The sequence below is a fragment of the Agrobacterium sp. SORGH_AS_0745 genome, from assembly GCF_030818995.1.
Taxonomy (GTDB): domain Bacteria; phylum Pseudomonadota; class Alphaproteobacteria; order Rhizobiales; family Rhizobiaceae; genus Agrobacterium; species Agrobacterium tumefaciens.
Map to the genome: position 1 here is coordinate 1,347,089 of NZ_JAUTBI010000001.1, position 26,353 is coordinate 1,373,441.

Below are 26,353 nucleotides of genomic sequence, written 5' to 3' on the forward strand. Positions count from 1 at the left end.
TGCTGTTGACAACGCCTTTGACAAGGCGACATTCCGCTTGGTCCGGCACACGCTCGACAGGAATCAATGCCGGCATTTCAAACTCCATTACATGCCATGATTTTCCGGGCGTCAAGCAAACATGCTGCATTGCGAAAGCGGATTTCAGGCATTTTACGCGGGTGAAAGCGGTTTGAGCGAAAGACGTTCCTGAAGGACAAGATCAACGTTGCGTGATCGCGCCCGGACCTCCAAGATGGGCTGGTGAACGGTAGCGGAGGAGGCGACCTTGGAAGTTGCAACGGAAGCGGAGACGCAGGTCGTCATCGAGAGACGGGTAGGGGCCGGTGTCATCCACCTGAACCGTCCGAAAGCCATCAACAGCCTGACGCTGCCGATGGTTCGTGCCATGCTTCAGGCGCTTCACCGTTTCGAGGATGATCCTGACGTTTCCTGCGTGGTGCTGACAGGAGAAGGCGACAGGGGGCTCTGTGCGGGGGGTGACGTTCGGATCATTCACGATCTCGGCAAAGCGGGCGATCCGCAGGTGCTGGATTTCTGGCGCGAAGAGTTTCCGCTGAATTATCACATTGCCCGCTTTGGTAAACCTTATGTCGCGTTGATGGACGGCATCGTCATGGGTGGCGGCGTCGGCATTTCCGCCCATGCCAGCCACCGCATCGTCACCGAGCGGACGAAGCTTGCCATGCCGGAAACCGGTATCGGCTATTTCCCTGACGTCGGCGGTTCCTGGCTTTTGCCCAGAGCGCCGGGCGAATGTGGCACCTGGCTGGGGCTGACAGGCAATGCGGTCACTGCTGCCGATGCGATCTATGCCGGTTTTGCCGATTATTTCGTCCCTTCTGCGCGCCTTACAGATTTGGTGCAGAATCTATCACAAGCGCTCGATCCTGATGGTGTCGAGGCGGTAATCGGAACTTATGCCGTCGAAGCTGGTGAGGGGGTCCTGTCGGCACACCGTGAGATCATCGACGCGGCATTCCGTTTCGACACGGTCGAGGAGATTTTCGCAGCACTTTCGGAGCGTGACGATACGTTTTCGCGCGAGACTCTGGAAATTCTCAAAAAACGCTCCCCTACCAGTCTCAAACTAACCCTGAAGCTGCTGCGCCTGGGGCGGGAAAGCGCCAGCCTCATCGAATGCCTCGAACGGGAATTTGCCGCCGGCACGGAGATATTGCGGGGTCATGATTTTTATGAGGGCGTGCGTGCGGCCCTGGTCGACAAGGACCGCAATCCGCGCTGGCGACCGGCACAGCTGGAAGAGGTGCGTGAAGAAGACCTTCTGCCATATTTTACCAAACATTCCGGTAATCTCTTTCCCGAGCACCGCCTTTAGATTGCGCAACGCAAAAGAAATCCGGCTTGCGGACATATATGAAATCATCACCTTTCGAATTGATGTTGCTTGGGTGAAATTTCTAATACGCTTCTGCTTAACGCACGGCTGTTGCTCGCAGGCGTTGTCGCCCCCCGTTATGTTGACGACCATTCGATTTTCCGGGGGTATTCATGAAACGTCTTCTCATCATCGGCACTGCCATTGCCGCTCTTTTTGCAGGTGCGGCGCAGGCGCAGTCTCCGACCACCATTCTCAACGCCTCCTACGATGTTGCCCGTGAGGTTTTCGCAGCCGAGAACGAGGCTTTCATCAAGCTGCATCCGGGTATCACGGTTGATCAGTCGCACGCCGGCACCTCCAAGCAGGCGCGTGCCATCGTTGAGGGTCTGGAAGCCGATGTCGTCACCTTCAACCAGGTAACGGATGTCGATTTTCTGGTGAAGCAGGGTTTCGTTTCCGCCGACTGGCAGAAGGATTTTGCGAACGACGCCTCGCCGTTCTATTCTTTCCCGTCCTTTCTCGTGCGTGCCGGTAATCCCAAGCACATCAAAGACTGGGACGATCTTGCCCGTGACGACGTGAAGGTGGTTTTCCCCAATCCGAAGACCTCGGGTAACGCCCGTTACACCTATCTCGCCGCCACGGCCTATGCCAAGGAGAAGTTCAACGGCGACGAGAAGAAGGTTCAGGAATTCGTCAAGAAAATCTTCGACAACACCCCTGTTTTCGACACCGGAGGCCGCGCCGCCACCACCACCTTTGTGGAACGTGAAATCGGCGACGTGCTGATCACCTTCGAAGCTGAGACCCGCGGCATTGCCAAGCAATATGGCGCCGACAAGGTTGAGGGCGTGGTGCCTTCCGTCAGCCTGCTCGCCGAATTCCCGGTCGCTGTGGTGGACAAGGTGGTCGACAAGCGCGGCTCGCGCGATCTGGCGAAGAGCTACCTCGATTTCCTCTACACCGAAGAGGGCCAGCGCATTGCTGCCGAATTCGGCCATCGCGTTCACAACGAAAAGGTTGTCGGCGAGTTCAAGGACAAGTTCCCGGCCATTCGCCTCGTCAACGTCAATGACGTCTTCGGCGGCTGGAATAAAATCCAGAAAGAGCATTTTGCGTCCGGCGCGACGCTTGATACGCTCTACGGCAGCCGTTAATCACGACGATATGCAACAGGTAAAAGACCCGGCGGGAAACTGCCGGGTCGCTTTATGATGAAATGGGGGCGGGGTTTGAAGCGGAATGTTCTGCCGGGGCTTAAATTGTCCCTCGGCGTTACCCTCACTTACGTCGCCATCATCGTGCTTCTGCCGCTCTCGGCGCTGGTGTTCAAGGCGGCGAGCCTCGGGCCAGCCGAATATTGGGCCATTATCTCTTCGCCGCGCGCTGTTGCGAGCTATCGCGTCACGGTGCTCTGCGCTCTCGCCGCGACCTTGTTCAACGTCGTTTTCGGACTGGCGCTCGCCTGGGTGCTGACGCGTTACCGTTTCCCCGGCTGGCGCCTTGTCGATGCCATTGTCGATCTGCCTTTTGCGCTTCCCACCGCCGTTGCCGGCATTGCGCTGACGACGCTGTTTGCGGGTAACGGCTGGTTCGGCTCGGTGCTTGCGCAATTCGGCATCAAGGTTGCCTATACGCCGCTCGGCATCATGGTGGCGATGGCCTTTACCAGTCTACCCTTCATCGTGCGCACCGTGCAGCCGGTGCTCGAAGACCTCGATCCGGCATTGGAGGAGGCGGCGCAATCGCTCGGCGGTTCCGATCTCGAAATCTTCCGCAAGGTCATCCTGCCGCTTTTGACACCCGCTCTGCTGGCTGGTCTTTCGCTGTCCTTCGCACGCAGCCTCGGCGAGTTTGGGGCAATCATCTTTATTGCCGGCAACCAGCCGTTCTCGACGGAAATCACCGCACTGCTGATCTTCATCCGGCTTGAGGAATATGATTATCAGGCCGCCGCCGCCATCGCCTCGGTGCTGCTCATCGCGGCCTTCGTGATGCTGGCGGTGACCAATTACCTCCAGGCGCGTGCGCTTCGTTATACGGTGAGGAGCTGAGACATGAGCGCGTTTTCTTCCCGCCGCAAGCCGCCACGCGTTGGTGATGCACCCTGGGTTCGCCGCAGCCTGATTGCTTTTGTGCTCGTCATCGGCGCGTTCCTGGTTGTCGCTCCTCTGACCATCATCGGTGTCGAGGCTTTTTCGCAGGGCTGGAAGGTTTACTCAGCCACCATCACCCACCCCGATACCCGCCACGCCATCATGCTGACGGTGCTGACGGCGCTGATTGCGGTGCCGATCAACACGGCCTTCGGCGTCGCGGCCGCATGGGCGATCACCAAATTCGATTTTCCCGGCCGGCGCTTCCTGCTGGTGCTGATCGAGATACCCTTCTCCATCTCGCCGATCGTCGCCGGTGTCGCCTATCTCTTCGTTTATGGGCTGCAGGGGCTGTTTGGGCCGTTCCTCGATGCGCATAATATCAAGATACTCTTTGCACTACCCGGCATCGTCATCGCGTCGATGTTCGTCACGGCACCCTTCGTGGCGCGCGAGCTGATCCCATTGATGCAGGCGCAGGGCCGCGATCTGGAGGAGGCGGCCACCTCGCTTGGCGCATCCGGCTGGCGCACCTTCTTTTCGGTGACGCTACCGAATATCAAATGGGCGCTGCTCTACGGCGTCGTTCTGTGCAACGCCCGCGTCATGGGTGAATTTGGCGCGGTGTCGGTCGTGTCAGGTAATATTCGCGGCCAGACCAACACGCTGCCGCTGCATATCGAGCTGCTCTACCATGATTACCAGACGGCCGGCGCCTTTGCGTCGGCCTCCATCCTCGCTCTGCTCGCCGTCATCACCATCATCGCCAAGGTGGCGCTGGAAGGGCGCGGTGCGGGGCGCGGGGCCAAGAAGACCAACGGCGGTGCCGCCATCGCCACGGAGACCTGATACCCATGAAAATCCGCCTCGAAAATGTGGTGAAGACCTTCGATACATTCCGCGCGGTGCGCGATGTTTCGCTCGATATTGAAAGTGGCGAGCTTCTGGCGCTGCTCGGCCCCTCGGGTTCAGGCAAAACCACGATTTTGCGCATGGTCGCCGGTCTCGAATATAGCGATGGCGGCCGCATCTTTTTTGGAGACGAAGACGCCACCAATATTCCGGTGCGCGATCGCGGCGTCGGTTTCGTGTTCCAGCACTACGCACTTTTTCCGCATATGACGCTGCATGAAAACATCGCGTTCGGCATGAAGGTGTCGAAGGTGAAGCGCGACAAAGCGGCGATCGATGCGCGGGTCGGGGAACTGTTGAACCTGGTCAAGCTTGACGGTCTGGGCGACCGGTTCCCGGCGCAGATTTCCGGTGGGCAGCGGCAGCGTGTGGCGCTGGCCCGTGCGCTTTCGGTCGATCCCAAAGTGCTTCTACTGGATGAGCCCTTCGGCGCGCTGGATGCCAATGTGCGCCGCGACCTGCGCCGCTGGCTGCGTGAAATTCACGGCGCGCTGGGCATTACCACGATTTTCGTGACACATGATCAGGAAGAGGCACTGGATCTCGCTGACCGCGTCGTCATCCTCAATCAGGGCGAGATCGTGCAACAGGGCACGCCGAAGGAAGTGTGCCGCCAGCCGAACAGCGCCTTCGTCATGCGCTTTCTCGGCGATGCCAACCGTGTGTCCGGCGTGGCGCGCGGCGGCAAGGTCTATGTCGGTGACAACGAACTGCCCTTCTCCTACGGTCAGGCGGATGGCGCCGTTGAGATCTATGCCCGTCCCTCCGACCTGGAATGGGAAGATCTGCACGAGGGCATTCCAGCCTCGGTTTCGCGGGTTCTCGACAGGGCAGGCGAGCGGCGGGTGATTGCCAGCACAGATGGCGGCGATCTCCTGGAATTCGACGTGCCGCCGGAAAATGATGTCGCGGCAGGCGATCGCGGTTCCGTCATCATCCGCCGTGCGAAGATTTTCCCGGCGGCTTGAGGGACGCTCTCGCCAGCCTCATATCAGCAGTTCGAAAAAGGCCTCGGCCGCCAGCCTGCCATTGACCATCAGGTCAACCTTGTGAACACCCGCATAGTGCTTGCGGGTGGTGAAATCGCGCATGGCGCGGCTTATCGAGAGCGCGCACGTTTCGCCCGGCTGCAACTCGATTTCTTTCCACTTGAAGACTTTCGCGGAGGCGTCACCGCTCTTTTTCACGTAATGCACGGCATAATCGATCACCAGTTTCTGCGGGCTTTCTGCCGTCGAGGTGAAAGAAGCTGAAATCCGCACTGGATTACCAAGAGCGACCTTTTCAGGAGAAACCTGAAACGCCGAAAGTGCGATCTGAGCCTCCTTATGGGCGCCCAAATGGGCGAGTGCGGCAGCGTCGCCTTTCTTGACCAGAGTGCGCAAGGCCTGCCGCACGATCCAGCGTGTATGCGGGTTTTCCTTCGGCCATGTGTCGATGAACGCCAGCACGAAAGCGGCATTGTCCTTGGTGATGTCGTTCAGATGATTGGCGACGGATTTGCGCACGTAAAGCGCCTCGTCAGCTTTCATGGCATCGAGGATCGCGGTGACCGGTGAGGGATCATCGATCAGGGCTTTGAGCTGAAACGACCAAGGCAGGCGCGGCCGGCAGCCTTCGCTCGCCAGCCTTCGCACATGTTCGTTGTCATGTCGCGACCATGTTTCCATCACGGCAAGTGTTCGGGCCAGATCCCTTTGCAGGAAATGGCGGATGGCAAATTCCGAGGAGCCGAAACGGGTGAAATATTGCAGCGCCTGCATGGAAAGATCGAAATCGTCGAGACCGTAAAGCGCCACATATTCTGGCAGCGAAATGGACGCGAAACCGTTGCCTATCCCGGGTGCTGCGGCTGTCAGAATTTCGATGTTGCGGGCAAAGTCGCCGGGAAGCGTGGCGTGCAGGCTGGTCGCCACCTGCCGCATGCGCTGCATGATGCCCAGCGCTTCGAGATTTGTCGTGGCAAGCGCCATGAAGGCGGGAACATCGAAAGGCGCATGAACGGCTTTGGTCTGATCGGCGATGTGTCGCAGTTTTTCGTGGTTGAAGATTTCCTTCAACGCGGGTGCCGCTGTCTCGCTCATAGGGCCTCTCAAAGTTCACTTTTTGTTCTTTTAGGACATGATGAGGACGGAGGCAAGGGAAGGCGCTACTACCGAAGAAAAGACATAGCAGATCTTGCTTCTTCACAGATTGACGAAGGCCTTTCACTCCGTCATTCCGGGCTTGATCCGGCATCCGGAATCCGGCCACTGGGCGCCTGCGCGGCGAATAGTCTTTTGCGATCAGTGACTTGACCGCGCTGGACCCCGGATCTAGTCCGGAGTGACGATGCGTGGAGATTCCGGGTTCGCCAAATTCAGGTTCAGGGCGGATATTGTCATCCGCCCTGAGCTTGCATCCAAAGCTTCAGCTCATCTGGCTGACGAATTTCGTCTCCAGATAGGCCTGAACCGCCTCCGAACCGCCCTCCGTGCCATAACCGGAATCCTTGACGCCGCCGAAGGGGACTTCGGGAAGCGCAAGGCCGTTGTGGTTGATGGTCAGCATGCCCGCCTCGACCTGGTGGCCGAGCGCATGCGCTGTCTTGACCGAGCTGGTAAAGGCGTAGGATGCGAGGCCAAAAGGCAGGCGGTTCGCTTCGTTGATGGCATCATCGAACGTCGAGAAGCGGTTGATGATGGCGACGGGACCGAAGGGCTCGTCGTTCATGATCTTGGCTGTCACTGGCACGTTGGCGAGCACCGTGGGCTCGAAGAAGTTGCCCTTGTTGCCGATGCGGCGGCCACCGGTCTTCAGTTCCGCGCCATGGGAAACGGCGTCGTTGATCAGGCCTTCCAGCGCTGGGATGCGGCGCTCATTGGCGAGCGGCCCCATGACGACACCTTCTTCCAGGCCGTTGCCGACCTTGATCGCCTTCGTGGCTTCCACGAAACCTTCAAGGAAGCGATCCGCCACACCGTCCTGCACGAGGAAGCGGGTGGGAGCGACGCAGACCTGACCGGCATTGCGGAACTTGGCAAGCGAGGTCACCTCGATCGCTTTTTCGATATCGGCATCGTCAAAGATCATCACTGGCGCATGACCGCCGAGTTCCATCGTGGCGCGCTTCATGTGCTTGCCGGCAAGCGCTGCCAGATGTTTGCCGATCGGCGTGGAGCCGGTGAAGGAAATCTTGCGGATGACCGGATGCGGGATCAGATATTCCGAAATCTCGGATGGCACGCCGTAAACGAGACCGATGACACCCGCCGGCACGCCCGCATCCACAAACGCTCGGATCAGTTCCGCCGGCGATGCCGGTGTTTCTTCCGGGGCCTTGACGATGATGGAGCAGCCCGTGGCAAGGGCAGCCGAAAGCTTGCGGACGATCTGGTTGATCGGGAAGTTCCATGGCGTAAACGCCGCGACGGGACCAACCGGCAGCTTGATGGCAAGCTGGGAAACGCCGGTTGCGCGCGCCGGGATGACCTGGCCGTAGGTGCGACGTGCTTCTTCGGCGAACCAGTCGATGGTATCGGCGGCGCCCATGATTTCGGTTGCCGATTGCGACAGCGGCTTGCCCTGCTCGCGGGTCATTATATAGGCGATCTTGTCCTTGCGCTCGCGCAGGATATCGGCTGCCCTGCGCATGATCTTGGAACGCTCGAAGGGCGAGGTGTCGCGCCAGACCTTGAAGCCACGCTCGGCGGCGGCAAGTGCCAGATCGAGGTCCGCCTTTTCGGCATGAGCGATCGCGCCGATGATTTCGTCGGTCGCAGGGTCGGATACGGCGATCGTCTTGCCGGAAACGGCGTCTCGCCATTCGCCATCAATGAGAAGTTTGATGTCGGGATAGGTGTGCATAGGGACTACCTTCATGATGCGGCCGATACGGCAGGGTGCCGTCCAGCCCGGAGACGTGAACAGAATTTTCCTGACCGGACTATATCCGGTATCGCCGCTTGCGCTGCGCGGAACGGGCGTCTGGGCATTTCCGGCAAGAGGAAGCTGAAAATGCCGGAAACGGAAATGACAGCTCTTATATTAAGTTGCGTACGGTATGTTTCAACCGTTCGCTCTGGCAATCGCCATGATTTTTCTGTGATGCGAAACTTGTCTCTCGGCTTTCCTGCCTGACAGGCAGGCGGATGCCGAACGCGCATTGGTCTTGTCCGATACGCGCGAATCATGTGTTGCTGTTGTTAAGCAATCACGCATATGCCGCAATTTGGCCTTTGTCGCACCAGACGGATTGATACGAAGACGTAACTTGTAGTGTTGCTTGCGTCATAACAGGGCGTGAAGTGTAAAAAAGTACAATAAGACGGAAAAATTATCCAAACGGTTTACTCAAAACCTAGAGAAAATACGGATAAAATCTCACTAAGGATATAACACTCATTCCTGATATATATTGCGAGCGTCGGTTCCCTTGACCCTCAGAGGTTGGCGAAAACCCCTCGACCTGAACGCTAGATGGAGAAAGAGTATGAGTTTCGCCCGGGTACTTCTCAGTGCGTTTCTGTCGCTCATGTGGCTTTCCTGTGCCGAGGCCGGGACGATCGCCAAGCCGCAAGGCAAGCCGATATTGACCATCTCCGGAAACATCACCAACACCAATGCCGATGGCGCTGCGGTATTCGATCGCGACATGCTGGAGGGATTGGGCATGGTGACGGTGGAGACCACGACGCCCTGGCACGATGGCCGCGTTCGTTTTGACGGCGTGTCACTGGCAAAGTTGATGGATCTCGTCGGTGCAAAAGGCACCAGCGTAACGGCAGTTGCACTCAACGATTATGTGAGCACCATACCGGTTGAGGATTTTAAGAAATTTAACGTTATCCTCGCGATCAAGCTGGATGGCAACTACATGACAGTTCGCGAAAAGGGTCCGCTGTTTGTCATCTATCCCTATGATAGCGACCCGGAATTGCAGAAGCAGACCTATTATTCGCGGTCCGCATGGCAAGTTGCCAAATTGATAGTGGAATAAAGGTGCCGTTTGCGAAAACTTGTGGCGGTGATCATCTGTTGCTTCGTCCTGGCAACGGGCTATATCGCTTTCGTCATTGCCGAGCGTCAGACCGCTCTGCAGAAATTTGCCCGCTATAACGATTCGTGGGCGGTCAGTCAGACCGTGGCGGAGTATCTCCGCCTTCAGAACAAATTGGCCGTTTTTGCGCTCAGTCCCGGTGTCATAGACCGGGACGAATTGCAGCTGCGCATGGACATCATGCTAAGCCGCCTGGAGCTCTTGAAGCAGGGTAACCTCGGCGCTTTCATCAATGAAAAACAGCAATGGCGGGATCTCGTAACCCGCCTTGACGCGGTTCTGGCCCGCCTGGAACAGCAGATGAACACCTTGGAGCCAAGGGATGTTCCGGATCTGCTCTCCGAGATGAGCTCGCTCGATGCGCCGATGACGACGCTGGCTTCGTCGTCGGTCGCCTATGACGTCAATCTGATCGATACGGCCCATGAGGACGTGCGCAAGCTGCATATCGTCTACACCGCGCTTGCGGGCGGATTGATCCTGTGCGGCATCGCGCTGGTGATATTGCTGCTTCGCCAGAACGATCTGTTGAACCGCGCGCAGAAAAGCATGCGCGGGCTGACGGACGACCTGCGCGCCGCCACGCTTGAATTGCAGGCCAAGAATGTCCGGCTGGAGCATGATGCCTATCATGATGCGCTGACGGGCCTTCCGAACCGCTCGCTGTTCCGGCAGGAACTTATCGAGCGGTTGCGCCGCTCTTTCGGCGGCAATGGAACGACGGCCATTCTTCTGCTTGATCTCGATGGGTTCAAGGACGTCAACGACACGCTTGGCCACGATTCGGGCGACGCCTTGCTTCAGGCCGTGGCACAGCGCCTTTCGGGGATCGGCGGTGATTACGACATGGTTTGCCGCCTTGGCGGTGATGAATTCGCTGTCGTGTCAGATGATCTCAATGAGGACACGGCGCGCCGTCTCGCCTCCAAGCTTATCGAGCAGATCAGCCGGACCTACCAGCTCGGCGAGCAGGAGGTGAAAATCGGCACCTGCATCGGCATCGCCATATCGCATGGTACCGTCGATGCGGATGAATTGTTCAAGCGCGCGGATCTGGCGCTTTATGAAGCCAAGGCCATCGGCCCTGGCCGGGCGAGTGTTTTCAAAGTCCGCATGCAAAAGCAGCTGACCGAAAAGAAATCCTTCGAGGCTGATCTGCAGACTGCGCTGCAGAACGACGAGATGGAGGTCTATTACCAGCCGCAGGTGGCGACGCAGACCCGCAAGCTTTGTGGCTTCGAGGCACTTTTGCGCTGGAAACATCCAGTGCGCGGCGATGTTCCGCCCAGCGTGTTCATTCCCGTTGCGGAACGAACCGGCCTTATCCATTCGCTCGGAAAATGGGTGATGGAGACTGCCTGCCGCGAGGCGATGCGATGGGATGAGGACATGAAGGTGGCGGTCAATCTCTCGCCGGTTCAGTTCCACAGTACCAACCTCATTCAGAACGTGATGGGTGCCCTTGATAAAAGCGGGCTGGAGCCGAGCCGGCTCGAGCTTGAGATCACCGAATCGATCCTGCTGAACAAGAGCGACCAGACGATCAACACGCTAACGCGGCTGAAGGCCGTCGGCATCCAGATCGCCATGGACGATTTCGGCACCGGTTACTCCTCGCTTGCGAATTTGCGCGGCGTGCCGTTCGACAAGATCAAGATCGACCGGTCATTCCTGCGCGATATCACCAGCGACCGCGACGCGCTGGCGATCGTCGAATTCGTGGTCGGCGTCGGGCGCAGCCTTAGAATGACCACCATCGCCGAAGGCATCGAGACGGAGGAGCAATATGAGCTGGTCAAACGTCTGGGATGCGATCTGGTACAGGGCTATCTGATCAGCAGGCCGTTGCCGGCCAAGGAGCTTGTGGCCTGGAGTTCTGTTTGAACGGGTTTGCTTTCGAACAGGGCAAGCCATGTTAAATTTCAGTGGGATACATCGTTGACGGCGAAAACCAATACCGTTTGTCGCACCGATACTGTAGAGCATTCGCGGTCTATGCGGGATCGTTCTGTTGACGAGACCGGGTTTTGAGAAAGGGCTTGGGAAATATGGAAATTCTGGATGTGCATGGCGTAGCCCTGCCTCTTTCTTCCGATGAGGTATCGCCCGTCATATGGCAGGCGCTGACCGACGGCAGCTATGAGGCGAAAGAGGCCCGCAGCGTCCTGAAAGCCATCAAGCCCGGCGATCGCGTATTGGAACTGGGGTCCGGCATCGGCATCATAACCTCGATCATTGCCGGTATTCAGGATGTTTCCGTTTGGGCATTCGAGGCCAATCCGTCCACAGCGGCACTGGCGGAACGGGTGATCAAGGCAAATTGCCGTGGCAATGTCGTGTTTTCCCAAGGACTTCTCACGGCCGACCAGCCGCGTACCTATCCCTTCTATGTCCGCAAGGATCTCTGGATGTCGTCCATGGACGAAAATCAGGGTCCTTATGAAAGGCGCATCGAAATCTCGTCCGAGAATATCGATGCGTTTGTCGCCAGCCGGGGCATCACGGCGCTCGTGATGGATATCGAGGGCGCGGAACGCGATCTGCTCGGCAATGCCGAGCTTGCTGGCGTGGAGCGGATATTCGTCGAGCTGCACGATCACCTTTATGGCCTCGAAGGTGTTCGCGACATCATGCAGGCACTGACCGCCAAGGGATACGCCTATGATCCGCGCGGTTCACGCGGCCCTTGCGTGTTGTTTTCCAAGGACGACAGCCCGAGGGAATACGATCCCGACGTGGATTGAGAGTTCGAATAACTTAGCGAGTTTCGTTTCCGGCGGTGTGCAGTCGCGACCGCGCCCGTGCGCCGTTGATTACAATTTAAACCGCAACTTATCCGGTTGGTTATTTCAATCCGTTTGCGTCTTCTGTCGCAACTTTTCGGTCGCGGTGCCGTTTAGCGCCGGTACCCGGGCGTAAGACAACGGGCGGCACGGCCATTATTGCCAGATCAGCAATTCATTCAGAATTATTGTTGCAATTGTTGCGGATATTTTCCTGCGTCATCATCCCTCCATCAAACCGGCGCACAACATAGATCGCACCGGAAGATGCCAACGCAACCGAAGGAGAAACGATCATGGGCTTTGTTAAGACGACAGATGGAACGGACATCTTCTACAAGGACTGGGGCCCGAAGGATGCTCAGCCCATCGTGTTTCACCACGGCTGGCCACTCAGCTCCGACGACTGGGATGGACAGATGCTGTTTTTCCTCTCGAAAGGGTATCGTGTCGTCGCCCATGATCGCCGTGGTCACGGTCGCTCCGCGCAGGTTTCCGAAGGTCACGATATGGACCATTATGCCGCAGACGCCTTTGCCGTTGCAGAAACGCTGGACCTGAAAAATGCCGTGCATATCGGCCATTCCACCGGCGGTGGCGAAGTGGCGCGTTATGTTGCCAGACACGGTGAACCCGCAGGCCGCGTCGCGAAGGCCGTTCTGGTTTCCGCCGTGCCGCCGCTGATGCTCAAGACCGAGGCCAACCCCGAGGGCCTTCCGATGGAGGTTTTTGATGGCTTCCGTTCAGCACTTGCCGCAAACCGCGCGCAGTTCTTCCGCGATGTGCCCTCCGGCCCGTTCTACGGCTTCAACCGCAATGGAGCGACCGTTCAGGAAGGCGTGATCCAGAACTGGTGGCGGCAGGGTATGATGGGCAGTGCCAAGGCGCATTACGATGGCATCAAGGCATTCTCGGAAACCGACCAGACCGAAGACCTGAAGGCCATCAGCGTGCCCACACTCGTGCTGCACGGTGAAGATGACCAGATCGTGCCGATTGCGGACTCTGCGCTGAAATCGGTGAAGCTCCTGAAAAACGGTACGCTGAAGACCTATCCCGGCTTCTCGCACGGCATGCTGACCATCAATGCAGACGTGCTCAACGCCGATCTCTTGGCCTTCATCAAGGCTTGATCCTTTTGCAAAACGGAATGCGGCTGGATACCCGGCCGCATTTTGTCGTCTTGCGTCAAGCCAGACGGGCCTGCCATTCGCTGCGATAGGCGGGAAGCCCTGCAATGGCATCGGGAGCGAAATGACGCTCGCGGCCGGCAAGTGGTTTGATACCGGTGAGGAGTGCTGCCCCGGCACTGGTGCCTGTGGAACCGCTGACGGCGATGACCTCAGTTTCGGCAACACCTGCCAGCGCCTTGAGATAAAGCGCATTGCTGGCGAATGGCCCTTCGACCAGTATCGGGCCTTTCTGCCCGATGAGCGATAGACTGAACTCCGTCATCAGGGCGAGATAAAGCGCCGCTGCCGCGTGCCGTTCAGCAACCGTGGCATTGTCGTCGGCAATCCAGCGCGCTGTTTTGCCGGGGAAGGGGCCGGAACCGCTGACGACGCTGGGCAACAGCATCATGCCTCTTGTGAGCACGCCGCCGAGAGCGGCTTTGGTTTCTTCGTCCGGAGCAGGCCCGAATTGTTGCGTCAGCGTTTCATATTCCCTGCCGCCCATGAAGCGGGAGGAGGGAACGGGACGCCCGAGGGCATCGACATTCAAAAGCGTATCACGGGCGGGATCCAGCGTCTCCGCCGTACCGCCGATGGCGAAATTCACCACCCAGGTGCCGGTGGAGACGACCGAAAAATCACCCTGCCGCCGCAGCAGATGCGGCAGTAGCGAGGCGTTGGAATCGTGGATGCCGCAATAGACCGATATATCCGCCGAAAGCCCGGTTTCCAGCGCCACCGATTCGCGGACTGGCCCGAGTACATCGAAGGCGGAGCGCACCGGTGCCATCAAGTGCGCAATGCCCAAGCGCTCGACCAGCGATGAAAACGCCTTCAGCCGCGGATTCCACAAATCCGTATGGCAACCGAGCGAGGTCGTCTCGGTGGCCTGAACGCCGGTCAGCCGCCCCGCCCAATATTGCGCGTAGGTGACGATGCTGCGCACCCCAGCGAATTCCTGCGGAAAGGCGGTTTTCTGGAAATGGATTTGTGCGCCAAGGTTCAATCCGGCTGGAAGCGAGGGCGAGCCGGTTTCAGCAAAATCCGGCCTGATGCGGAGATAGGCTTCCGCAACGCTTGCGGGGTAGCTGTGCTCGTAATCCAGCACAGGCATGGCAAGATCGCCGTTTTCGTCAAGAAGTGCGGCAGACGCGCCATGGGTCGTGATGGAAATCGCGTCGAAACCCGGCTCTTCCGCGAACCGCCGCAGAGAGGCGAGAATGAAGCTCCAGAGCATCTCCACATCGTAATGCGGATAAATGCCGTCACGAAGGACAGGGTTGGAACGTCTGTCACCGGTTATCTCTTCGCCGTTTCGGGTGTCGATGACAACGACCTTGGCATTGGTCTTGCCTATATCGATGACCGCGACGCGGCGTGGCTTTGTCATGTCATTCATGGCAGGTGGAACACCGTCACAAGGTCAGTCGCGACAGGCGAATTATCGGGGTTGCTTTCCATGATGTCAGCCATATGCGCCCACCATTTCTTCATCACGGGATGCTCGGGCAATGCTGCCATGCCGTGGTTCTTCGGGCGGGTCAGCACGCCGAACAGGATGTCGGTTTTCGGGTCGAGGTGGATTGAATAGTCGCTCACACCCGCTTCATGCAGTAGAGCAACCAGTTCCGGCCATATCTCGTCATGGCGCCGTCTATATTCGGCTTGCTTGCCGGCGAAGAGTTTCATCTTGAAAGCGTGTTTTTCTAATTCCGGCATGGCTTAGCCTCTGATGGCGCGAAGGCGGCGCACAACGATGGGTATGGCGATGGTGATGATCAAAAGCAGGCCGACGAAGATCGACATGACGATGCCAGGCACGTTCAGAAGACCGAGGCCGAAGGTGACGAGGCCCATGACGAAGGCAGCGATGACGACACCTGCAATGGTGCCGGAGCCGCCGAGAATGGACACGCCGCCGAGCACCACCATGGTCACGACTTCAAGCTCCCAGCCTTGAGCAATCGAGGGACGGGTGGAACCGAGCCGCGAGGTGAGGCAGACGGCGGCGATGCCGCTCATCAGGCCGGTCAAAAGGAAGAGGATGAATTTGACCCGCTCGACGGGAATACCGGAAAAACGGGCGGCAAACGGATTGTTGCCGATCACGTAGACCTGCCGGCCGAAATTGGTGGCGTGCAGCAGAATGGCGAAGATGACGGCCATGGCGAGGAACAGTACGAATTCGAAGGAGATGACCGAGTACACGTAACCCTGACCGAAATAGGCGAAATCCGCCGGATATTTGCCATAGGCCTGATCACCCAGCACCATATAGGAAATACCGCGAAACAGGCTCATCGTACCGATGGTGACGACGATGGATGGCAGTTTGAGGCCAGCGACGAGAAAGCCGTTGAACGCCCCGCAGAGTAGCCCGGTTCCGATGCCGATGGCGACGAGCCCCGGCGTGCCGACACCCATCTGCGCCGCCGCACCCATTGCGGTGGAGGCGAGAGCGATGATGGCGGCGACTGAGAGATCAATCTCGCCAGCGATGATCAGAAGCGCCATCGCAAAGGCGATGATCGCCTTTTCGGTGAAGTTGAACGTCGCGTCGGACAGGTTCCAGGCATTGAGAAAATAGGGCGAGGCAAACGAATTGGCGATGAAGATGAGGATCGCGACGCCGAGCAGCAGCACTTCCCAGCTTGCCAGGAGACGGCGCAACGGCGTGCCAAGCTTGTCTGGAATGATGCGCGGCTTCTGCGCCGGTTGAGAATTCGTACTCATGCTGCGGCCTCCTTGGCCTGATCGCTTGCCGCCCGGTCGCGCAGGATGAAGCGCCCTTTTCGAGCTTCGGCGCGGGCGTTGAAGACGACGGCGAGCACGATAACCACGCCGGAAATCGCCATTTGCGCGAAGGGAGAAATGCCGATGACGGGCAGGGCGTTCTTGATGACGCCGAGAAACAGTGCGCCGAGCACAGCGCCTGCCACCGAGCCAATGCCGCCGGCAATGGAGATGCCGCCAATCACATTTGCCGCCACGCTATCGAGTTCGAAACCGGCGGCGATATCCACATAGGCAACGGCATAACGCGACACCCAGAGATAGCTGGCAAGTCCTGCCAGTGCACCCGACAGAACGAAAGCCAGAAAGCGCGTGCGGCCGACATCGATGCCGGCATAGACCGCAGCGCCCGGATTACCGCCGGAAGCGTAGGCGGAGCGGCCGAAAGAAGTCCGGCTGAGCACCAGCCAGGCACCGGCGATGATGAGGATGGCGACCCAGGACAGAACCGGCATGCCGAGGATCATGGTGCGCGGCACGTTGAGGAAGGTCGGCGAAAGCTGGTGCGCATTCACCCAGCCGCCGCCCGACAGCACGAAGGCCATGCCGCGATAGATGGTGAGCGTGCCGAGCGTGACGACGATGGGCGGAATGCCGAGCCACCAGACGAGAATGCCGTTGATCGATCCCAGAAACGCGCCGATGCCGACCGCCATGGCGATGAGAAGCGGCAGTGGAATTCCCGGGAAGGCGGCATTGGTCATCGCCACTGCCATGCCGGTGAAGGCGAGGTTGGCGGCAACCGAAAGATCGATGGATTTGGTGAGAATGACCGCCATCTGGCCAAGCGCCAGGATGATGAGGATGGAGGTATCGTTGAAGATATTGACGAGATTGGCCGGCTTACCGAAACCGGGCGCTCGCAGCGCAAAGCCTGCGATCATGATGACGATGATGCCCGCCAGCAGCCATTCGCGATTTTTGAGAAAACGTTGCATGGTTTTGCCCCTCTCAGGCGTTGCCGGTGGCGGCGCGCACCAGCTTTTCCGGAGAAAAATCGGCGCGTTCGAACTGACCTGCCATCAGGCCTTCGCGCATGACGATGGCGCGGTCGGACATGCCGAGAATTTCGGGAAGTTCAGATGAAATCATGATGATGGAGAGACCTTCGGCCGCCAGCTCGCTGATGAAGCCGTGCACGGCGGCCTTGGAGCCGATATCGATGCCCTTGGTGGGTTCATCGAGAATAATGACTTTCGGCTGCGTGGCGAGCCATTTGCCGATCACCACCTTCTGCTGGTTGCCGCCGGAAAGCGTGCCGACGGGCACGGACAGGGCGGCGGCGCGCAGGTCGAGGCGTGAGGCATATTTGCGCGCCAGAGCAAATTCGTTTGCGGCGGCGAGAAAGCCCTTGCGAGAGGTGCGGGCAAGAGAGGGGAGCGACATGTTCTGGTAGATCGGCATGTCCAGCGCCAGCCCATGCCGTCCACGCTCTTCCGGCACATAAACGATCCCGGCGCGGATCGCATCCTCCGGCGAACGGATGACGAGCGGTTCGCCGTTGAGGGTAATCTGTCCTGAGGCTGGGCGCGTGATGCCGAAAAGCGACTGGCACAGTTCCGACCGCCCGGCGCCGATCAGCCCATAAAGGCCAAGAATTTCGCCTTTGCGCAGATCGAGAGAAATATCGCGAAATTCCGTCTGGTGTGAATAATTTTGCACCGAAAGAACCGTCGGGCCGAGTGTGACCTCCTGTTTCGGAAAGGCGTTCGTGACGTCGCGGCCAACCATCAGGCGCACGATCTCGTCCTGCGTGGTGGCGGCGAGATTACCCGCGCCGACCATCTTTCCGTCCCGGAATACGGCGTAATTTTCAGCGATTTCATATACTTCATCGAACTTGTGGCTGATGAACAGGATGGCCTTGCCCTGCCGCTTCAGGTTTTCAACGATGCGGAACAGATCATCGATTTCCTTGCGGGAAAGGGCGGCTGTCGGTTCGTCCATGATGACGATACGTGCCTCGACGGAAAGCGCTCTGGCGATTGCCACGAGGTGGCGCTGCGCGATGGAAAGGTCCTTCAGCCGAATGGACGGATCGATGGCGCTTTCGAGCTGTTCAAGCAGGACCCCGGCGCGCGCATTGATGGTCTTCCAGTCAATGAGGCCGAAACGGCCTTTGGGCGCATGACCGAGGAAGATGTTTTCGCCCACGGAAAGCTCGTCGAACAGCACGGTTTCCTGATGAATGGCGGTCACGCCGGCATCGATGGCATCCTGTGCGCCGTGAAAGGTGACAGGCCGGCCATCGAGAAGGATTTCCCCTTCATTCGGGCGGTAGATTCCGGTGAGAATTTTGACGAGCGTGGATTTTCCAGCACCGTTCTCGCCGATCAGCGCCGTGACCTTGCCGGGATAAAGCGCGATATCGACGCCATCCAGCGCCTTCACGCCGGGGAATATCTGGCTGATGCCGCGCATTTCCAGAATGGGCGTCGCGCTGGAAGTCTCGGTAACGTCTAAGATTTTGGTTTCAGCACGCATCATTCCGTCTTACCGGTTGGTTTTGAGTGAAGCGGCGAGAGGCACCCCCCTCTGCCCTGCCGGGCATCTCCCCCACAAGGGGGGGAGATCGGCAAGCGGATACACCCTGCCTATGGAACGAGCGGGTGCGGCATATCGATCTCCCCCCTTGAGGGGAGATGTCCGGCAGGACAAAGGGGGGTAGCCTTCGCACTGCCGGAAATTATTCAGATCAGAAAATCTTCGAGAACTGATCGATGTTTTTGGCGTCATAAATGAAGGGATCGGCCATGGCCGCTTCGCTATTTTCGCCAACCTTGATCTTGCCCATGCGGCCGGCTTCGATTTCCGAGCCCGGCTTGCCGTCTGCTTCACCCTTCACAAGGCGGTAGGCAATCTGGGTGGCGGAATAACCGAGGTCGATCGGGTTCCAGATGGCGAATTCCTTGGTTGCGCCTGATTTGATGGCGCCAGCCATCTCCGAGGGCAGGCCAAGGCCCGTCACAAAGACCTTGCCGATCTTGCCCGCATCCTTCACGGCCTGAGAGGCCGCAAGAACGCCAACCGTCGTCGGTGCGACGATGACCTTTACATCAGGATGGGAGGAAAGCAGGCCCTGTGCTTCGCGGTAGCTCTTGTCGGCAAGGTCGTCACCATAAACGGTGGTAACGAGGTTGAGGCCGGGGAAGTCCTTCAACTGCTTCTTCATCTCATCGATCCAGATATTCTGGTTCGTGGAGGTGGTGGTGGCAGAAAGGATGGCGAAATCGCCCTTGCCGCCTTCCAGGTGCGATGCGGCAAGCTGCAGGCACATCTTGCCGATCAGCGCGTTGGACGAGGGGTTGAGCTGCAGAATGCGGCCTTCAGGTGCCACGCCGGAATCCCAGGAGATGACCTTGATGCCGCGCTGCGCCGCCTTTTTCAGCGCCGGAACTACGGCGTCCGGGTCATTGGCGGAAATGGCGATGGCATCCACGCCCTGCGCGATCAGCGAATTGATGACCTCGATCTGGCCTTCCGCGGTGGTGCTGGTCGGGCCCGTATAGATGATCTCGACGCCACCGAGGTCTTTTGCAGCCTCCTGCGCGCCCTTGTTGGCGGCTTCGAAAAAGCCGTTGCCAAGTGATTTGACCACCAGCGCGATCTTCACATCGGCTGCCTGGGCAACGCCGCCAAGACCCGCGACGGAAAGCGCCGCGCTAAGTGCCAGGACGCTCGTCAATGTTCTGCGTGTAAGTTTCATGTTCCTTTTCCTCCCGTTTTTGAACCTGTTCCTCTCTTCGGTGCTTCCTCAAGCGACCGAAGAGGAATCCTCCTCATCAGGCGGGTTGGCTATCTTGCCATCCCCCGCTGCGCCGGCGATCAGCAATTCGACGCCGGCGTTTTCAACCATCCGCGCCGCCTCATCCGAAATCCCGTCATCGGTGATGATGGTCGAGACGTTTTCGAGTGGGCATAAAATCAGGCTGGATCGTTTTTTGAATTTCGAGGAATCGACCATCACGATCAGCTCTTCCGCCTGCCGCATCAGCTTCTGCTCGCTCTGGATCACCAGCGCGTCCGATTCCATGATGCCGAGTGCGCCGATGCCCTGCGCGCCGAGAAAAATTCGTCTTGCGTAAAAATTGCGGATGGCATCGTTTTCGAAGGGCGACAGGATGAGGCTTTGATCGCGATAGATCGCGCCACCCGGCACGCTGACATTGCATTTGGAATGTTTGACCAGATGCTCCGCAATCGCGAAGGAATTGGTCATCACCTGCAGCCGGCGCGCCGCCATGTAGTGCACCATCTGGAATGTGGTCGTCCCACCATTCAGGATGATCGCATCACCGTCATTACAGAGATCAACCGCCTTGCGCGCAATTGCGCGTTTCTTGTCGATGTTGACCGATTCGGACACGCGGAACGGTCGCGCGGCCAGATTACCCAACTGCGGTGGATGCACCGCTTCGGCACCGCCACGCACGCGTCGCAACTTTCCCTGAACATGCAGGGACGCGATATCCCGGCGGATCGTTGCTTCCGACGCATCCGTCAGTTCGGCAATATCCTGCACCGTCACGACAGCTTTTTCCTGTGTGGCGCTCAAGATGATGCGATGGCGTTCGCGTTCGTGCATGTGGTCCTCCTGATTGTGATTATTCGCAATCTCTTTACGTTGTCAATCAAGAACGATCAAATTAATCAATATCGCGCTGCAACATGAAAATTTATGATCGTTTTTGATTGACATTATGCTTTTGTATGCGCGATATCTGCCGTCAACGGAGGCGGGCCGATATCGGCACCCGCGAATGCAGACTTGACTTGGGAGGAAGACATGACGGGAAAATCCCGCCTTCTCGAAAGCCGTTGGGACGATGCCTATGCCAAAACGCTCGATGAGCCTGGCAAGCTGCTTTATCGCTCCAATCTGCTTGGCGCCGACAAGCGCATCACCAATTACGGCGGCGGAAACACATCCGCGAAGGTGCTCGAAACCGATCCGCTGACGGGCGAGAAAGTCCGCGTCATGTGGGTTAAAGGGTCCGGCGGCGATGTCGGGACCATCAAGCTCGATGGCTTTGCGACGCTTTATCTCGACAAGCTGGAAGCGCTAAAGGGCATTTACAAGGGTGTCGAGGATGAGGACCGCATGGTCGGCTTCCTGCCGCATTGCACTTTCAACCTCAACCCACGCGCCGCCTCCATCGATACGCCGCTGCACGGCTTCGTGCCTTTTGATCATGTCGATCATATGCATCCGGATGCGATCATCGCGATTGCCGCCTCCAAAAATTCGAAAGAACTGACGCAGCAGATCTTTGGCGATGACATCGGCTGGCTTCCCTGGCGCCGTCCCGGTTTCCAGCTAGGTCTCGATCTCGAGGCTTTCGTAAAAGCCAACCCCGAGGCCAAGGGCGTTGTGCTGGAAAGCCACGGTCTGTTTACCTGGGATAACGACGCCAAGACATGTTACGAGCTGACGCTCGCCATCATCAACAAGGCGATCGAATGGTTTGCGGCAAAGACCGAAGGCAGGACGATTTTCGGCGGTGCCGTTGCCAGGAGCCTGCCACTTGCCGAACGCCGCGCGATTGCTGCGCGGTTGATGCCGGAAATCCGTGGTCGGATCGGCCGCGAGGAGCGCAAGCTCGGCCATTTCGATGATCAGGACGCGGTTCTGGAGTTCGTCAATTCGAAGGATCTGAAGCCGCTCGGAAATCTCGGCACCTCCTGCCCGGATCATTTCCTGCGCACGAAAATCCGCCCGCTGATCCTCGATCTCGATACGGCAAATCCCGATGTGGATGCGCTGACAGCCGGTCTCGACAAGGCGCTTGAGGCCTACCGCGCCGACTACGTCAGATATTATGAGGCGTGCCGCCATGATAATTCGCCTGATATACGCGACCCGAACCCGGTGATTTTCCTGATCCCCGGTGTCGGCATGCTGTCCTTCGCCAAGGACAAGGCGACCGCCCGTATCGCCGGTGAATTTTACGTCAACGCCATCAACGTCATGCGCGGCGCTTCCACCGTGTCCGAATATCAGGGCCTACCCGAACAGGAAGCCTTCGATATCGAATATTGGCTGCTGGAAGAGGCAAAGCTGCAGCGCATGCCGAAGCCGAAAAGCCTTGCCGGACGCGTGGCCTTTGTCACCGGTGGCGCCGGCGGCATCGGCCGGGCGACGGCGGAAAGGCTGGCAGCGGAGGGCGCCTGCGTTGTTCTCGCCGATATTGACGAGGCGGCGCTGGAGGCGGCCAAGGGCGATTTCGCGAAGCGCTACAGTGCTGATGCGGTGCGCAGCGTCAAGCTGGATGTGACGCAGGAAGACGCGGTCATTTCCGCCTTTGCGGAAGCGAGCGTGGAATTTGGCGGCGTGGATATTCTCGTCTCCAATGCCGGCATCGCCTCGTCTGCACCGGTGGAAGACACGACGCTTGCCATGTGGAACAAGAATATCGATATTCTCGCGACGGGTTATTTCCTCGTGTCGCGGGAAGCATTCCGGCTACTCAGGCGTCAAAATCTCGGCGGTAACGTGGTGTTCGTCGCCTCTAAAAACGGTCTTGCCTCTTCGCCCAATGCTTCTGCCTATTGCACGGCCAAGGCGGCTGAAATCCATCTTGCCCGTTGCCTTGCTCTGGAAGGGGCGGAAGCCGGCATTCGCGTCAACACCGTCAATCCCGATGCCGTTCTGCGCGGTTCGAAGATCTGGAACGGCGAGTGGCGCGAGCAGCGCGCGGCCTCGTCGAAGATCGAGGTGACCGATCTGGAGGAACATTACCGCAAGCGTTCTATGCTGAAGCTCAATGTGTTCCCGGAAGACATCGCCGAAGCGATCTACTTCCTGGCGTCCGACGCGTCGGCCAAATCAACCGGCAATATCATCAATGTCGATGCCGGCAATGCGCAGAGCTTTACGCGGTAGGAATTTCGGCACGTCTCACCTCCGTCATCCCGGCTGAATGCCGGAATGACGGAGGGGGCGATGATCGAGCATGCACTGGACCGATTCCGGGGAGGAAGAGATGACCGACACCAAAATCGCCGCCGATGTGATCGCGGCCGAAAACGACAAGCGCGCCGCCGCGCTGAAGGACGACTACGATGCGCTGGGCAACCAGCTTGCGCGCCGCAACATCGATATCGATGCTGTCACCGCCAAGGTCGCGGAATTCTTCGTCGCTGTTCCATCCTGGGGTGTCGGCACCGGCGGCACCCGTTTCGCCCGCTTTCCGGGCGAAGGTGAGCCCCGCGGCATTTTTGACAAGCTGGATGATTGCGCCGTCATCAACCAGCTGACACGGGCGACCCCGAATGTCTCCCTGCATATTCCGTGGGACAAGCAGGACCCGAAGCGTTTGAAGGACCATGCCGACACGCTAGGTCTCGGCTTCGACGCCATGAATTCCAATACCTTCTCGGATGCACCGGATCAGAGCCATTCCTACAAATACGGTTCGCTCAGCCACACCGATGCCGCAACGCGGGGCCAAGCCGTGGAGCACAACATCGAATGTATCGAGATCGGTAAAGCCATTGGTTCCAAGGCGCTGACGGTGTGGGTGGGCGATGGTTCCAACTTCCCCGGCCAGAGCAATTTCACCAGAAGTTTCGAGCGCTATCTCGCGGCCATGGCCGATATCTACAAGGCGCTGCCGGATGACTGGCGCATCTTTTCCGAACACAAGATGTTCGAGCCTGCTTTCTATTCCACCGTCGTGCAGGATTGGGGCACCAACTACCTCATCGCCAATACGCTCGGTGAAAAGGCGTTCTGCCTCGTTGATCTCGGTCACCATGCGCCGAACACCAATATCGAGATGATCGTCTCCCGGCTCATCCAGTTCGGCAAGCTCGGTGGCTTCCACTTCAACGATTCGAAATATGGCGATGACGATCTGGATGCCGGCTCCATCGAGCCTTACCGCCTGTTCCTCGTCTTCAACGAGCTGGTAGATGCCGAACATCGTGGCGTGAAGGGCTTCCATCCCGCCCATATGATCGACCAGTCGCACAATGTGACCGACCCAATCGAAAGCCTGATTTCCAGTGCCAACGAAATCCGCCGCGCCTATGCGCAGGCGCTGCTGGTGGATCGCGCGGCTTTGGATGGCTACCAGCAAGACAACGATGCGTTGATGGCCTCCGATACGCTGAAACGGGCCTATCGCACCGATGTCGAGCCGGTTCTCGCTAAAGCAAGGCAGTTGGCGGGCGGCGCGATCGATCCTGTTGCCACCTACCGGGCGAGTGGTTATCGCAAACGGGTTGCGGCGGAACGCCCGGCTTCGGTCGGCGGCAGCGGCGGGATTGTTTAGGGGTTGGGGTTTGAGGGGACAGGCGGAGAAGCCGAGCCTACTTACAAACCTTGCCGCAAACGCGACGTCATCCTCGGCCTTGTGCCGAGGATCTGCCGACATTTCACAAAATAGATAGGTAGCAGATGCTCGGGACAAGCCCGAGCGTGACGAAGGTGAAGGTGTCCGTCACCACCTCACCAACTCCTCTGCGCCGTTCCCTCACTCCCCGGAAGGCGATTGCCTGCGGACCTGAAACGTATGCTCCGGCCCCGGAAACGCACCGGAGCGCACCTCTTCGGCATAACCTGCCGCTGCCTGTGAAACGGTCGCACCCAGATCGGCGAAACGTTTGACGAATTTCGGTTTGAAATCGGTGAAGAGACCGAGCATGTCGTCGGAAACCAGCACCTGCCCATCGCAGGCCGGTGATGCGCCGATGCCGACAGTCGGGACGGAGAGTTTTTCGGTCAATTCGCGCGCAAGCGGCTCGACGGTACCTTCCACGACAATGGCGAAAGCACCGGCCTGATCGACCGCAATCGCATCGCGCCAGATTTTCTGCGTTTCCGCATCTGAATGCCCAAGAGAGCGAAAACCTCCGGCGGTGTGGACCAGCTGCGGCATCAGCCCGACATGGCCGAACACCGGAATGCCGCGCGCCACGAGAAAGGCGATGGTTTCGGCCATTTCCTCACCGCCTTCCAGCTTCACGCCATCACAGCCGGTTTCCTGCATCAGTCGCACTGCGTTGCGGAACGCCTGTTCCTTTGATTCCTGATAGGTCCCGAAGGGGAGATCGACGATGACGCAGGCGTGTTCCACACCACGCATGACGGCGCGGCCGTGGGCGATCATCATATCCAGGGTGACGCCGACCGTCGTGTCCATGCCATAAAGTACCATGCCGACTGAATCGCCAACCAGCAGCAGGTCGCAATGCGGATCGAGCAGGCGGGCAATCGGCGTCGTATAGGCGGTGAGGCAGACGATGCGCGCACCGCCTTTCATTTGCTTGATGGAGGCTGTCGTCAGCCGCTTCTGTTTCGCGTGCGTGCTCATCGTGCAGCCTCCTGTTTGCCGGTTTTATCACGTCCGATGACGCGGTTGTCGAGAAGGCGGGTGTTGCCGACCCGCACGAACAGTGCCACCAGCACAGGCCCCGCCTGCAGCGAAACCACGGGGGCCAGCGTGTCGGGATCGCGCACCGCCACGACTTCGGGCAACGCCAGCTTCTCCTTGGCGATGAATTTTTCTATCGCCGCTTCTAAAGTGGCCGGGTCGTCGCAGCCCTCATCGTACAGCCGCTCGGCCTCATCAAGCGCGCGCGGCACAATTACGGCGGCGGCACGCTCTTCAAGGCTCAGGTAGACATTGCGCGAGGAGCAGGCGAGCCCATCCGCCTCACGTACGGTGGCGACGGGAACGACGCGGACTGGCTGGGCGAGATCGTCCACCATGCGCCGGATCAGCGTTACCTGCTGGTAGTCCTTTTCACCGAAATAGGCGGCACCCGGCTGCACGAGATTAAAAAGCTTAGTGACAACAGTCGTAACCCCGGCAAAATGCCCCGGCCGTACCGCACCTTCCAACTGGCTTCCCAGTTCCGGCACATCCACCACGGTCTGCATCGGGCGCGGATACATCTCCGTAACCTCGGGTGCGAAAAGAATGTCGACACCTGCCTCTTCCAGCAGCGCGCTATCGCGGGCGAGATCGCGGGGGTAACGGGCAAGATCCTCATTGGCTCCAAATTGCAGCGGATTGACGAAGATCGAGACCACCGTCACGTCGTTCTCCGCTTTCGCCCTGGCAACCAGCGTCAGATGGCCGATATGCAAAAAACCCATGGTCGGCACGAAGCCGACGGTCTTGCCATCGCGACGAAACTTGGCGGTCAGACCGCGCAACTCGGCGACGGTTTTTACAAGGCGCATAGGTTCTCCTCCGGCTCCCCGATCG

The 26,353-nt window shown here is 58.7% G+C and carries 22 protein-coding genes; 11 read left to right on the top strand and 11 right to left on the bottom strand.

What is annotated here, in order from left to right; all coding sequences use genetic code 11:
* The first annotated feature begins 268 nt into the window (after positions 1–268).
* From QE432_RS06215 to QE432_RS06235, 5 genes are all read left to right on the top strand, one after another.
* The gene (locus QE432_RS06215) at positions 269–1,339 is read left to right on the top strand and encodes an enoyl-CoA hydratase/isomerase family protein (RefSeq protein ID WP_142851173.1); all 1,071 of its coding nucleotides are present in this window, start codon (positions 269–271) and stop codon (positions 1,337–1,339) included.
* Between the two features lie 173 nt (positions 1,340–1,512).
* On the top strand, positions 1,513–2,499 hold the full coding sequence (gene cysP, locus QE432_RS06220; protein WP_065659633.1) for a thiosulfate ABC transporter substrate-binding protein CysP: 987 nt from the start codon (positions 1,513–1,515) through the stop codon (positions 2,497–2,499).
* Between the two features lie 54 nt (positions 2,500–2,553).
* On the top strand, positions 2,554–3,396 hold the full coding sequence (gene cysT / locus QE432_RS06225) for a sulfate ABC transporter permease subunit CysT (RefSeq protein ID WP_013761717.1): 843 nt from the start codon (positions 2,554–2,556) through the stop codon (positions 3,394–3,396).
* 3 nt (positions 3,397–3,399) lie between these two features.
* Positions 3,400–4,287 (top strand): sulfate ABC transporter permease subunit CysW, encoded by an 888-nt coding sequence (gene cysW / locus QE432_RS06230; protein WP_065687834.1) that lies wholly within the window; start codon positions 3,400–3,402, stop codon positions 4,285–4,287.
* Positions 4,288–4,292: 5 nt separating this feature from the next.
* Positions 4,293–5,318 carry a sulfate/molybdate ABC transporter ATP-binding protein gene (locus tag QE432_RS06235; RefSeq protein ID WP_013761716.1) on the top strand — a complete coding sequence of 342 codons (1,026 nt, stop codon included), beginning with the start codon at positions 4,293–4,295 and terminating at the stop codon, positions 5,316–5,318.
* Between the two features lie 18 nt (positions 5,319–5,336).
* Here QE432_RS06235 and QE432_RS06240 read toward each other — a convergent pair whose 3' ends face one another.
* A complete protein-coding gene (locus QE432_RS06240) occupies positions 5,337–6,434 on the bottom strand; it encodes a DNA alkylation repair protein (RefSeq protein ID WP_142851172.1) in 1,098 nt (365 codons plus the stop codon).
* 325 nt (positions 6,435–6,759) lie between these two features.
* Complete coding sequence (locus tag QE432_RS06245; protein WP_003511213.1) at positions 6,760–8,196, bottom strand: NAD-dependent succinate-semialdehyde dehydrogenase; 1,437 nt, start codon at positions 8,194–8,196, stop codon at positions 6,760–6,762.
* Positions 8,197–8,821: 625 nt separating this feature from the next.
* On the opposite strand from QE432_RS06245, the gene QE432_RS06250 reads away from it, so the two are divergent.
* The 4 genes from QE432_RS06250 (at position 8,822) to QE432_RS06265 (ending at position 13,304) form a co-directional block, all read left to right on the top strand.
* Positions 8,822–9,328, top strand: coding sequence for a molybdopterin-dependent oxidoreductase (locus QE432_RS06250; RefSeq protein WP_003511212.1), 507 nt, complete (start codon positions 8,822–8,824; stop codon positions 9,326–9,328).
* 9 nt (positions 9,329–9,337) lie between these two features.
* The gene (locus QE432_RS06255; RefSeq protein WP_003511211.1) at positions 9,338–11,272 is read left to right on the top strand and encodes a putative bifunctional diguanylate cyclase/phosphodiesterase; all 1,935 of its coding nucleotides are present in this window, start codon (positions 9,338–9,340) and stop codon (positions 11,270–11,272) included.
* 164 nt (positions 11,273–11,436) lie between these two features.
* On the top strand, positions 11,437–12,132 hold the full coding sequence (locus QE432_RS06260; protein WP_065687832.1) for an FkbM family methyltransferase: 696 nt from the start codon (positions 11,437–11,439) through the stop codon (positions 12,130–12,132).
* 335 nt (positions 12,133–12,467) lie between these two features.
* The gene (locus QE432_RS06265; RefSeq protein ID WP_112674739.1) at positions 12,468–13,304 is read left to right on the top strand and encodes an alpha/beta fold hydrolase; all 837 of its coding nucleotides are present in this window, start codon (positions 12,468–12,470) and stop codon (positions 13,302–13,304) included.
* A gap of 55 nt (positions 13,305–13,359) precedes the next feature.
* Here the strand turns inward: QE432_RS06265 and QE432_RS06270 are convergent, their stop codons facing one another.
* The 7 genes from QE432_RS06270 to QE432_RS06300 all read right to left on the bottom strand — a co-directional run bounded on the left by QE432_RS06270 (position 13,360) and on the right by QE432_RS06300 (position 20,721).
* Positions 13,360–14,742, bottom strand: coding sequence for an FGGY-family carbohydrate kinase (locus QE432_RS06270; protein WP_065687830.1), 1,383 nt, complete (start codon positions 14,740–14,742; stop codon positions 13,360–13,362).
* A complete protein-coding gene (gene rhaM, locus QE432_RS06275; RefSeq protein WP_065687829.1) occupies positions 14,739–15,062 on the bottom strand; it encodes an L-rhamnose mutarotase in 324 nt (107 codons plus the stop codon). The genes QE432_RS06270 and rhaM overlap by 4 nt, the downstream gene beginning before the upstream one ends.
* A 3-nt stretch (positions 15,063–15,065) precedes the next feature.
* Positions 15,066–16,076, bottom strand: coding sequence for an ABC transporter permease (locus QE432_RS06280; RefSeq protein ID WP_142851170.1), 1,011 nt, complete (start codon positions 16,074–16,076; stop codon positions 15,066–15,068).
* Positions 16,073–17,074: an ABC transporter permease gene (locus QE432_RS06285; RefSeq protein ID WP_065687828.1), complete on the bottom strand. Its 1,002-nt coding sequence runs from the start codon at positions 17,072–17,074 to the stop codon at positions 16,073–16,075. The genes QE432_RS06280 and QE432_RS06285 overlap by 4 nt, the downstream gene beginning before the upstream one ends.
* 13 nt (positions 17,075–17,087) lie before the next feature.
* A complete protein-coding gene (locus QE432_RS06290) occupies positions 17,088–18,623 on the bottom strand; it encodes a sugar ABC transporter ATP-binding protein (protein ID WP_161986914.1) in 1,536 nt (511 codons plus the stop codon).
* 208 nt (positions 18,624–18,831) lie between these two features.
* Positions 18,832–19,842, bottom strand: a complete 1,011-nt coding sequence (gene rhaS / locus QE432_RS06295) for a rhamnose ABC transporter substrate-binding protein (RefSeq protein ID WP_003511200.1) — start codon at positions 19,840–19,842, stop codon at positions 18,832–18,834.
* Positions 19,843–19,890: 48 nt separating this feature from the next.
* Positions 19,891–20,721: a DeoR/GlpR family DNA-binding transcription regulator gene (locus tag QE432_RS06300; RefSeq protein ID WP_003511198.1), complete on the bottom strand. Its 831-nt coding sequence runs from the start codon at positions 20,719–20,721 to the stop codon at positions 19,891–19,893.
* A 201-nt stretch (positions 20,722–20,922) separates the two neighbouring features.
* Between QE432_RS06300 and QE432_RS06305 the strand changes: the two genes are divergently transcribed.
* Both QE432_RS06305 and rhaI read left to right on the top strand, forming a co-directional pair.
* On the top strand, positions 20,923–23,019 hold the full coding sequence (locus tag QE432_RS06305) for a bifunctional rhamnulose-1-phosphate aldolase/short-chain dehydrogenase (protein WP_065687826.1): 2,097 nt from the start codon (positions 20,923–20,925) through the stop codon (positions 23,017–23,019).
* Positions 23,020–23,119: 100 nt separating this feature from the next.
* The gene (gene rhaI, locus QE432_RS06310) at positions 23,120–24,412 is read left to right on the top strand and encodes an L-rhamnose catabolism isomerase (RefSeq protein WP_003511194.1); all 1,293 of its coding nucleotides are present in this window, start codon (positions 23,120–23,122) and stop codon (positions 24,410–24,412) included.
* 201 nt (positions 24,413–24,613) lie between these two features.
* Here the strand turns inward: rhaI and panB are convergent, their stop codons facing one another.
* Positions 24,614–25,453, bottom strand: coding sequence for a 3-methyl-2-oxobutanoate hydroxymethyltransferase (panB, locus tag QE432_RS06315; protein ID WP_065687825.1), 840 nt, complete (start codon positions 25,451–25,453; stop codon positions 24,614–24,616).
* Positions 25,450–26,328, bottom strand: coding sequence for a pantoate--beta-alanine ligase (gene panC / locus QE432_RS06320; RefSeq protein WP_065687824.1), 879 nt, complete (start codon positions 26,326–26,328; stop codon positions 25,450–25,452). Before panC ends, panB begins: the two co-directional genes overlap by 4 nt.
* Positions 26,329–26,353: the final 25 nt, after the last annotated feature.

What these genes read in the sequence shown, in the direction of transcription:
- QE432_RS06285 (WP_065687828.1), bottom strand. Translation starts at nt 17,074, where the DNA reads ATGCAACGTTTTCTCAAAAATCGCGAATGGCTGCTGGCGGGCATCATC.
- QE432_RS06290 (WP_161986914.1), bottom strand. Translation starts at nt 18,623, where the DNA reads ATGATGCGTGCTGAAACCAAAATCTTAGACGTTACCGAGACTTCCAGC.
- QE432_RS06260 (WP_065687832.1), top strand. Translation starts at nt 11,437, where the DNA reads ATGGAAATTCTGGATGTGCATGGCGTAGCCCTGCCTCTTTCTTCCGAT.
- rhaM (WP_065687829.1), bottom strand. Translation starts at nt 15,062, where the DNA reads ATGCCGGAATTAGAAAAACACGCTTTCAAGATGAAACTCTTCGCCGGC.
- cysW (WP_065687834.1), top strand. Translation starts at nt 3,400, where the DNA reads ATGAGCGCGTTTTCTTCCCGCCGCAAGCCGCCACGCGTTGGTGATGCA.
- QE432_RS06235 (WP_013761716.1), top strand. Translation starts at nt 4,293, where the DNA reads ATGAAAATCCGCCTCGAAAATGTGGTGAAGACCTTCGATACATTCCGC.
- QE432_RS06250 (WP_003511212.1), top strand. Translation starts at nt 8,822, where the DNA reads ATGAGTTTCGCCCGGGTACTTCTCAGTGCGTTTCTGTCGCTCATGTGG.
- QE432_RS06280 (WP_142851170.1), bottom strand. Translation starts at nt 16,076, where the DNA reads ATGAGTACGAATTCTCAACCGGCGCAGAAGCCGCGCATCATTCCAGAC.
- QE432_RS06300 (WP_003511198.1), bottom strand. Translation starts at nt 20,721, where the DNA reads ATGCACGAACGCGAACGCCATCGCATCATCTTGAGCGCCACACAGGAA.
- QE432_RS06270 (WP_065687830.1), bottom strand. Translation starts at nt 14,742, where the DNA reads ATGAATGACATGACAAAGCCACGCCGCGTCGCGGTCATCGATATAGGC.
- QE432_RS06265 (WP_112674739.1), top strand. Translation starts at nt 12,468, where the DNA reads ATGGGCTTTGTTAAGACGACAGATGGAACGGACATCTTCTACAAGGAC.
- QE432_RS06245 (WP_003511213.1), bottom strand. Translation starts at nt 8,196, where the DNA reads ATGCACACCTATCCCGACATCAAACTTCTCATTGATGGCGAATGGCGA.
- QE432_RS06240 (WP_142851172.1), bottom strand. Translation starts at nt 6,434, where the DNA reads ATGAGCGAGACAGCGGCACCCGCGTTGAAGGAAATCTTCAACCACGAA.
- panB (WP_065687825.1), bottom strand. Translation starts at nt 25,453, where the DNA reads ATGAGCACGCACGCGAAACAGAAGCGGCTGACGACAGCCTCCATCAAG.
- panC (WP_065687824.1), bottom strand. Translation starts at nt 26,328, where the DNA reads ATGCGCCTTGTAAAAACCGTCGCCGAGTTGCGCGGTCTGACCGCCAAG.
- rhaI (WP_003511194.1), top strand. Translation starts at nt 23,120, where the DNA reads ATGACCGACACCAAAATCGCCGCCGATGTGATCGCGGCCGAAAACGAC.
- cysP (WP_065659633.1), top strand. Translation starts at nt 1,513, where the DNA reads ATGAAACGTCTTCTCATCATCGGCACTGCCATTGCCGCTCTTTTTGCA.
- cysT (WP_013761717.1), top strand. Translation starts at nt 2,554, where the DNA reads ATGATGAAATGGGGGCGGGGTTTGAAGCGGAATGTTCTGCCGGGGCTT.
- QE432_RS06305 (WP_065687826.1), top strand. Translation starts at nt 20,923, where the DNA reads ATGACGGGAAAATCCCGCCTTCTCGAAAGCCGTTGGGACGATGCCTAT.
- rhaS (WP_003511200.1), bottom strand. Translation starts at nt 19,842, where the DNA reads ATGAAACTTACACGCAGAACATTGACGAGCGTCCTGGCACTTAGCGCG.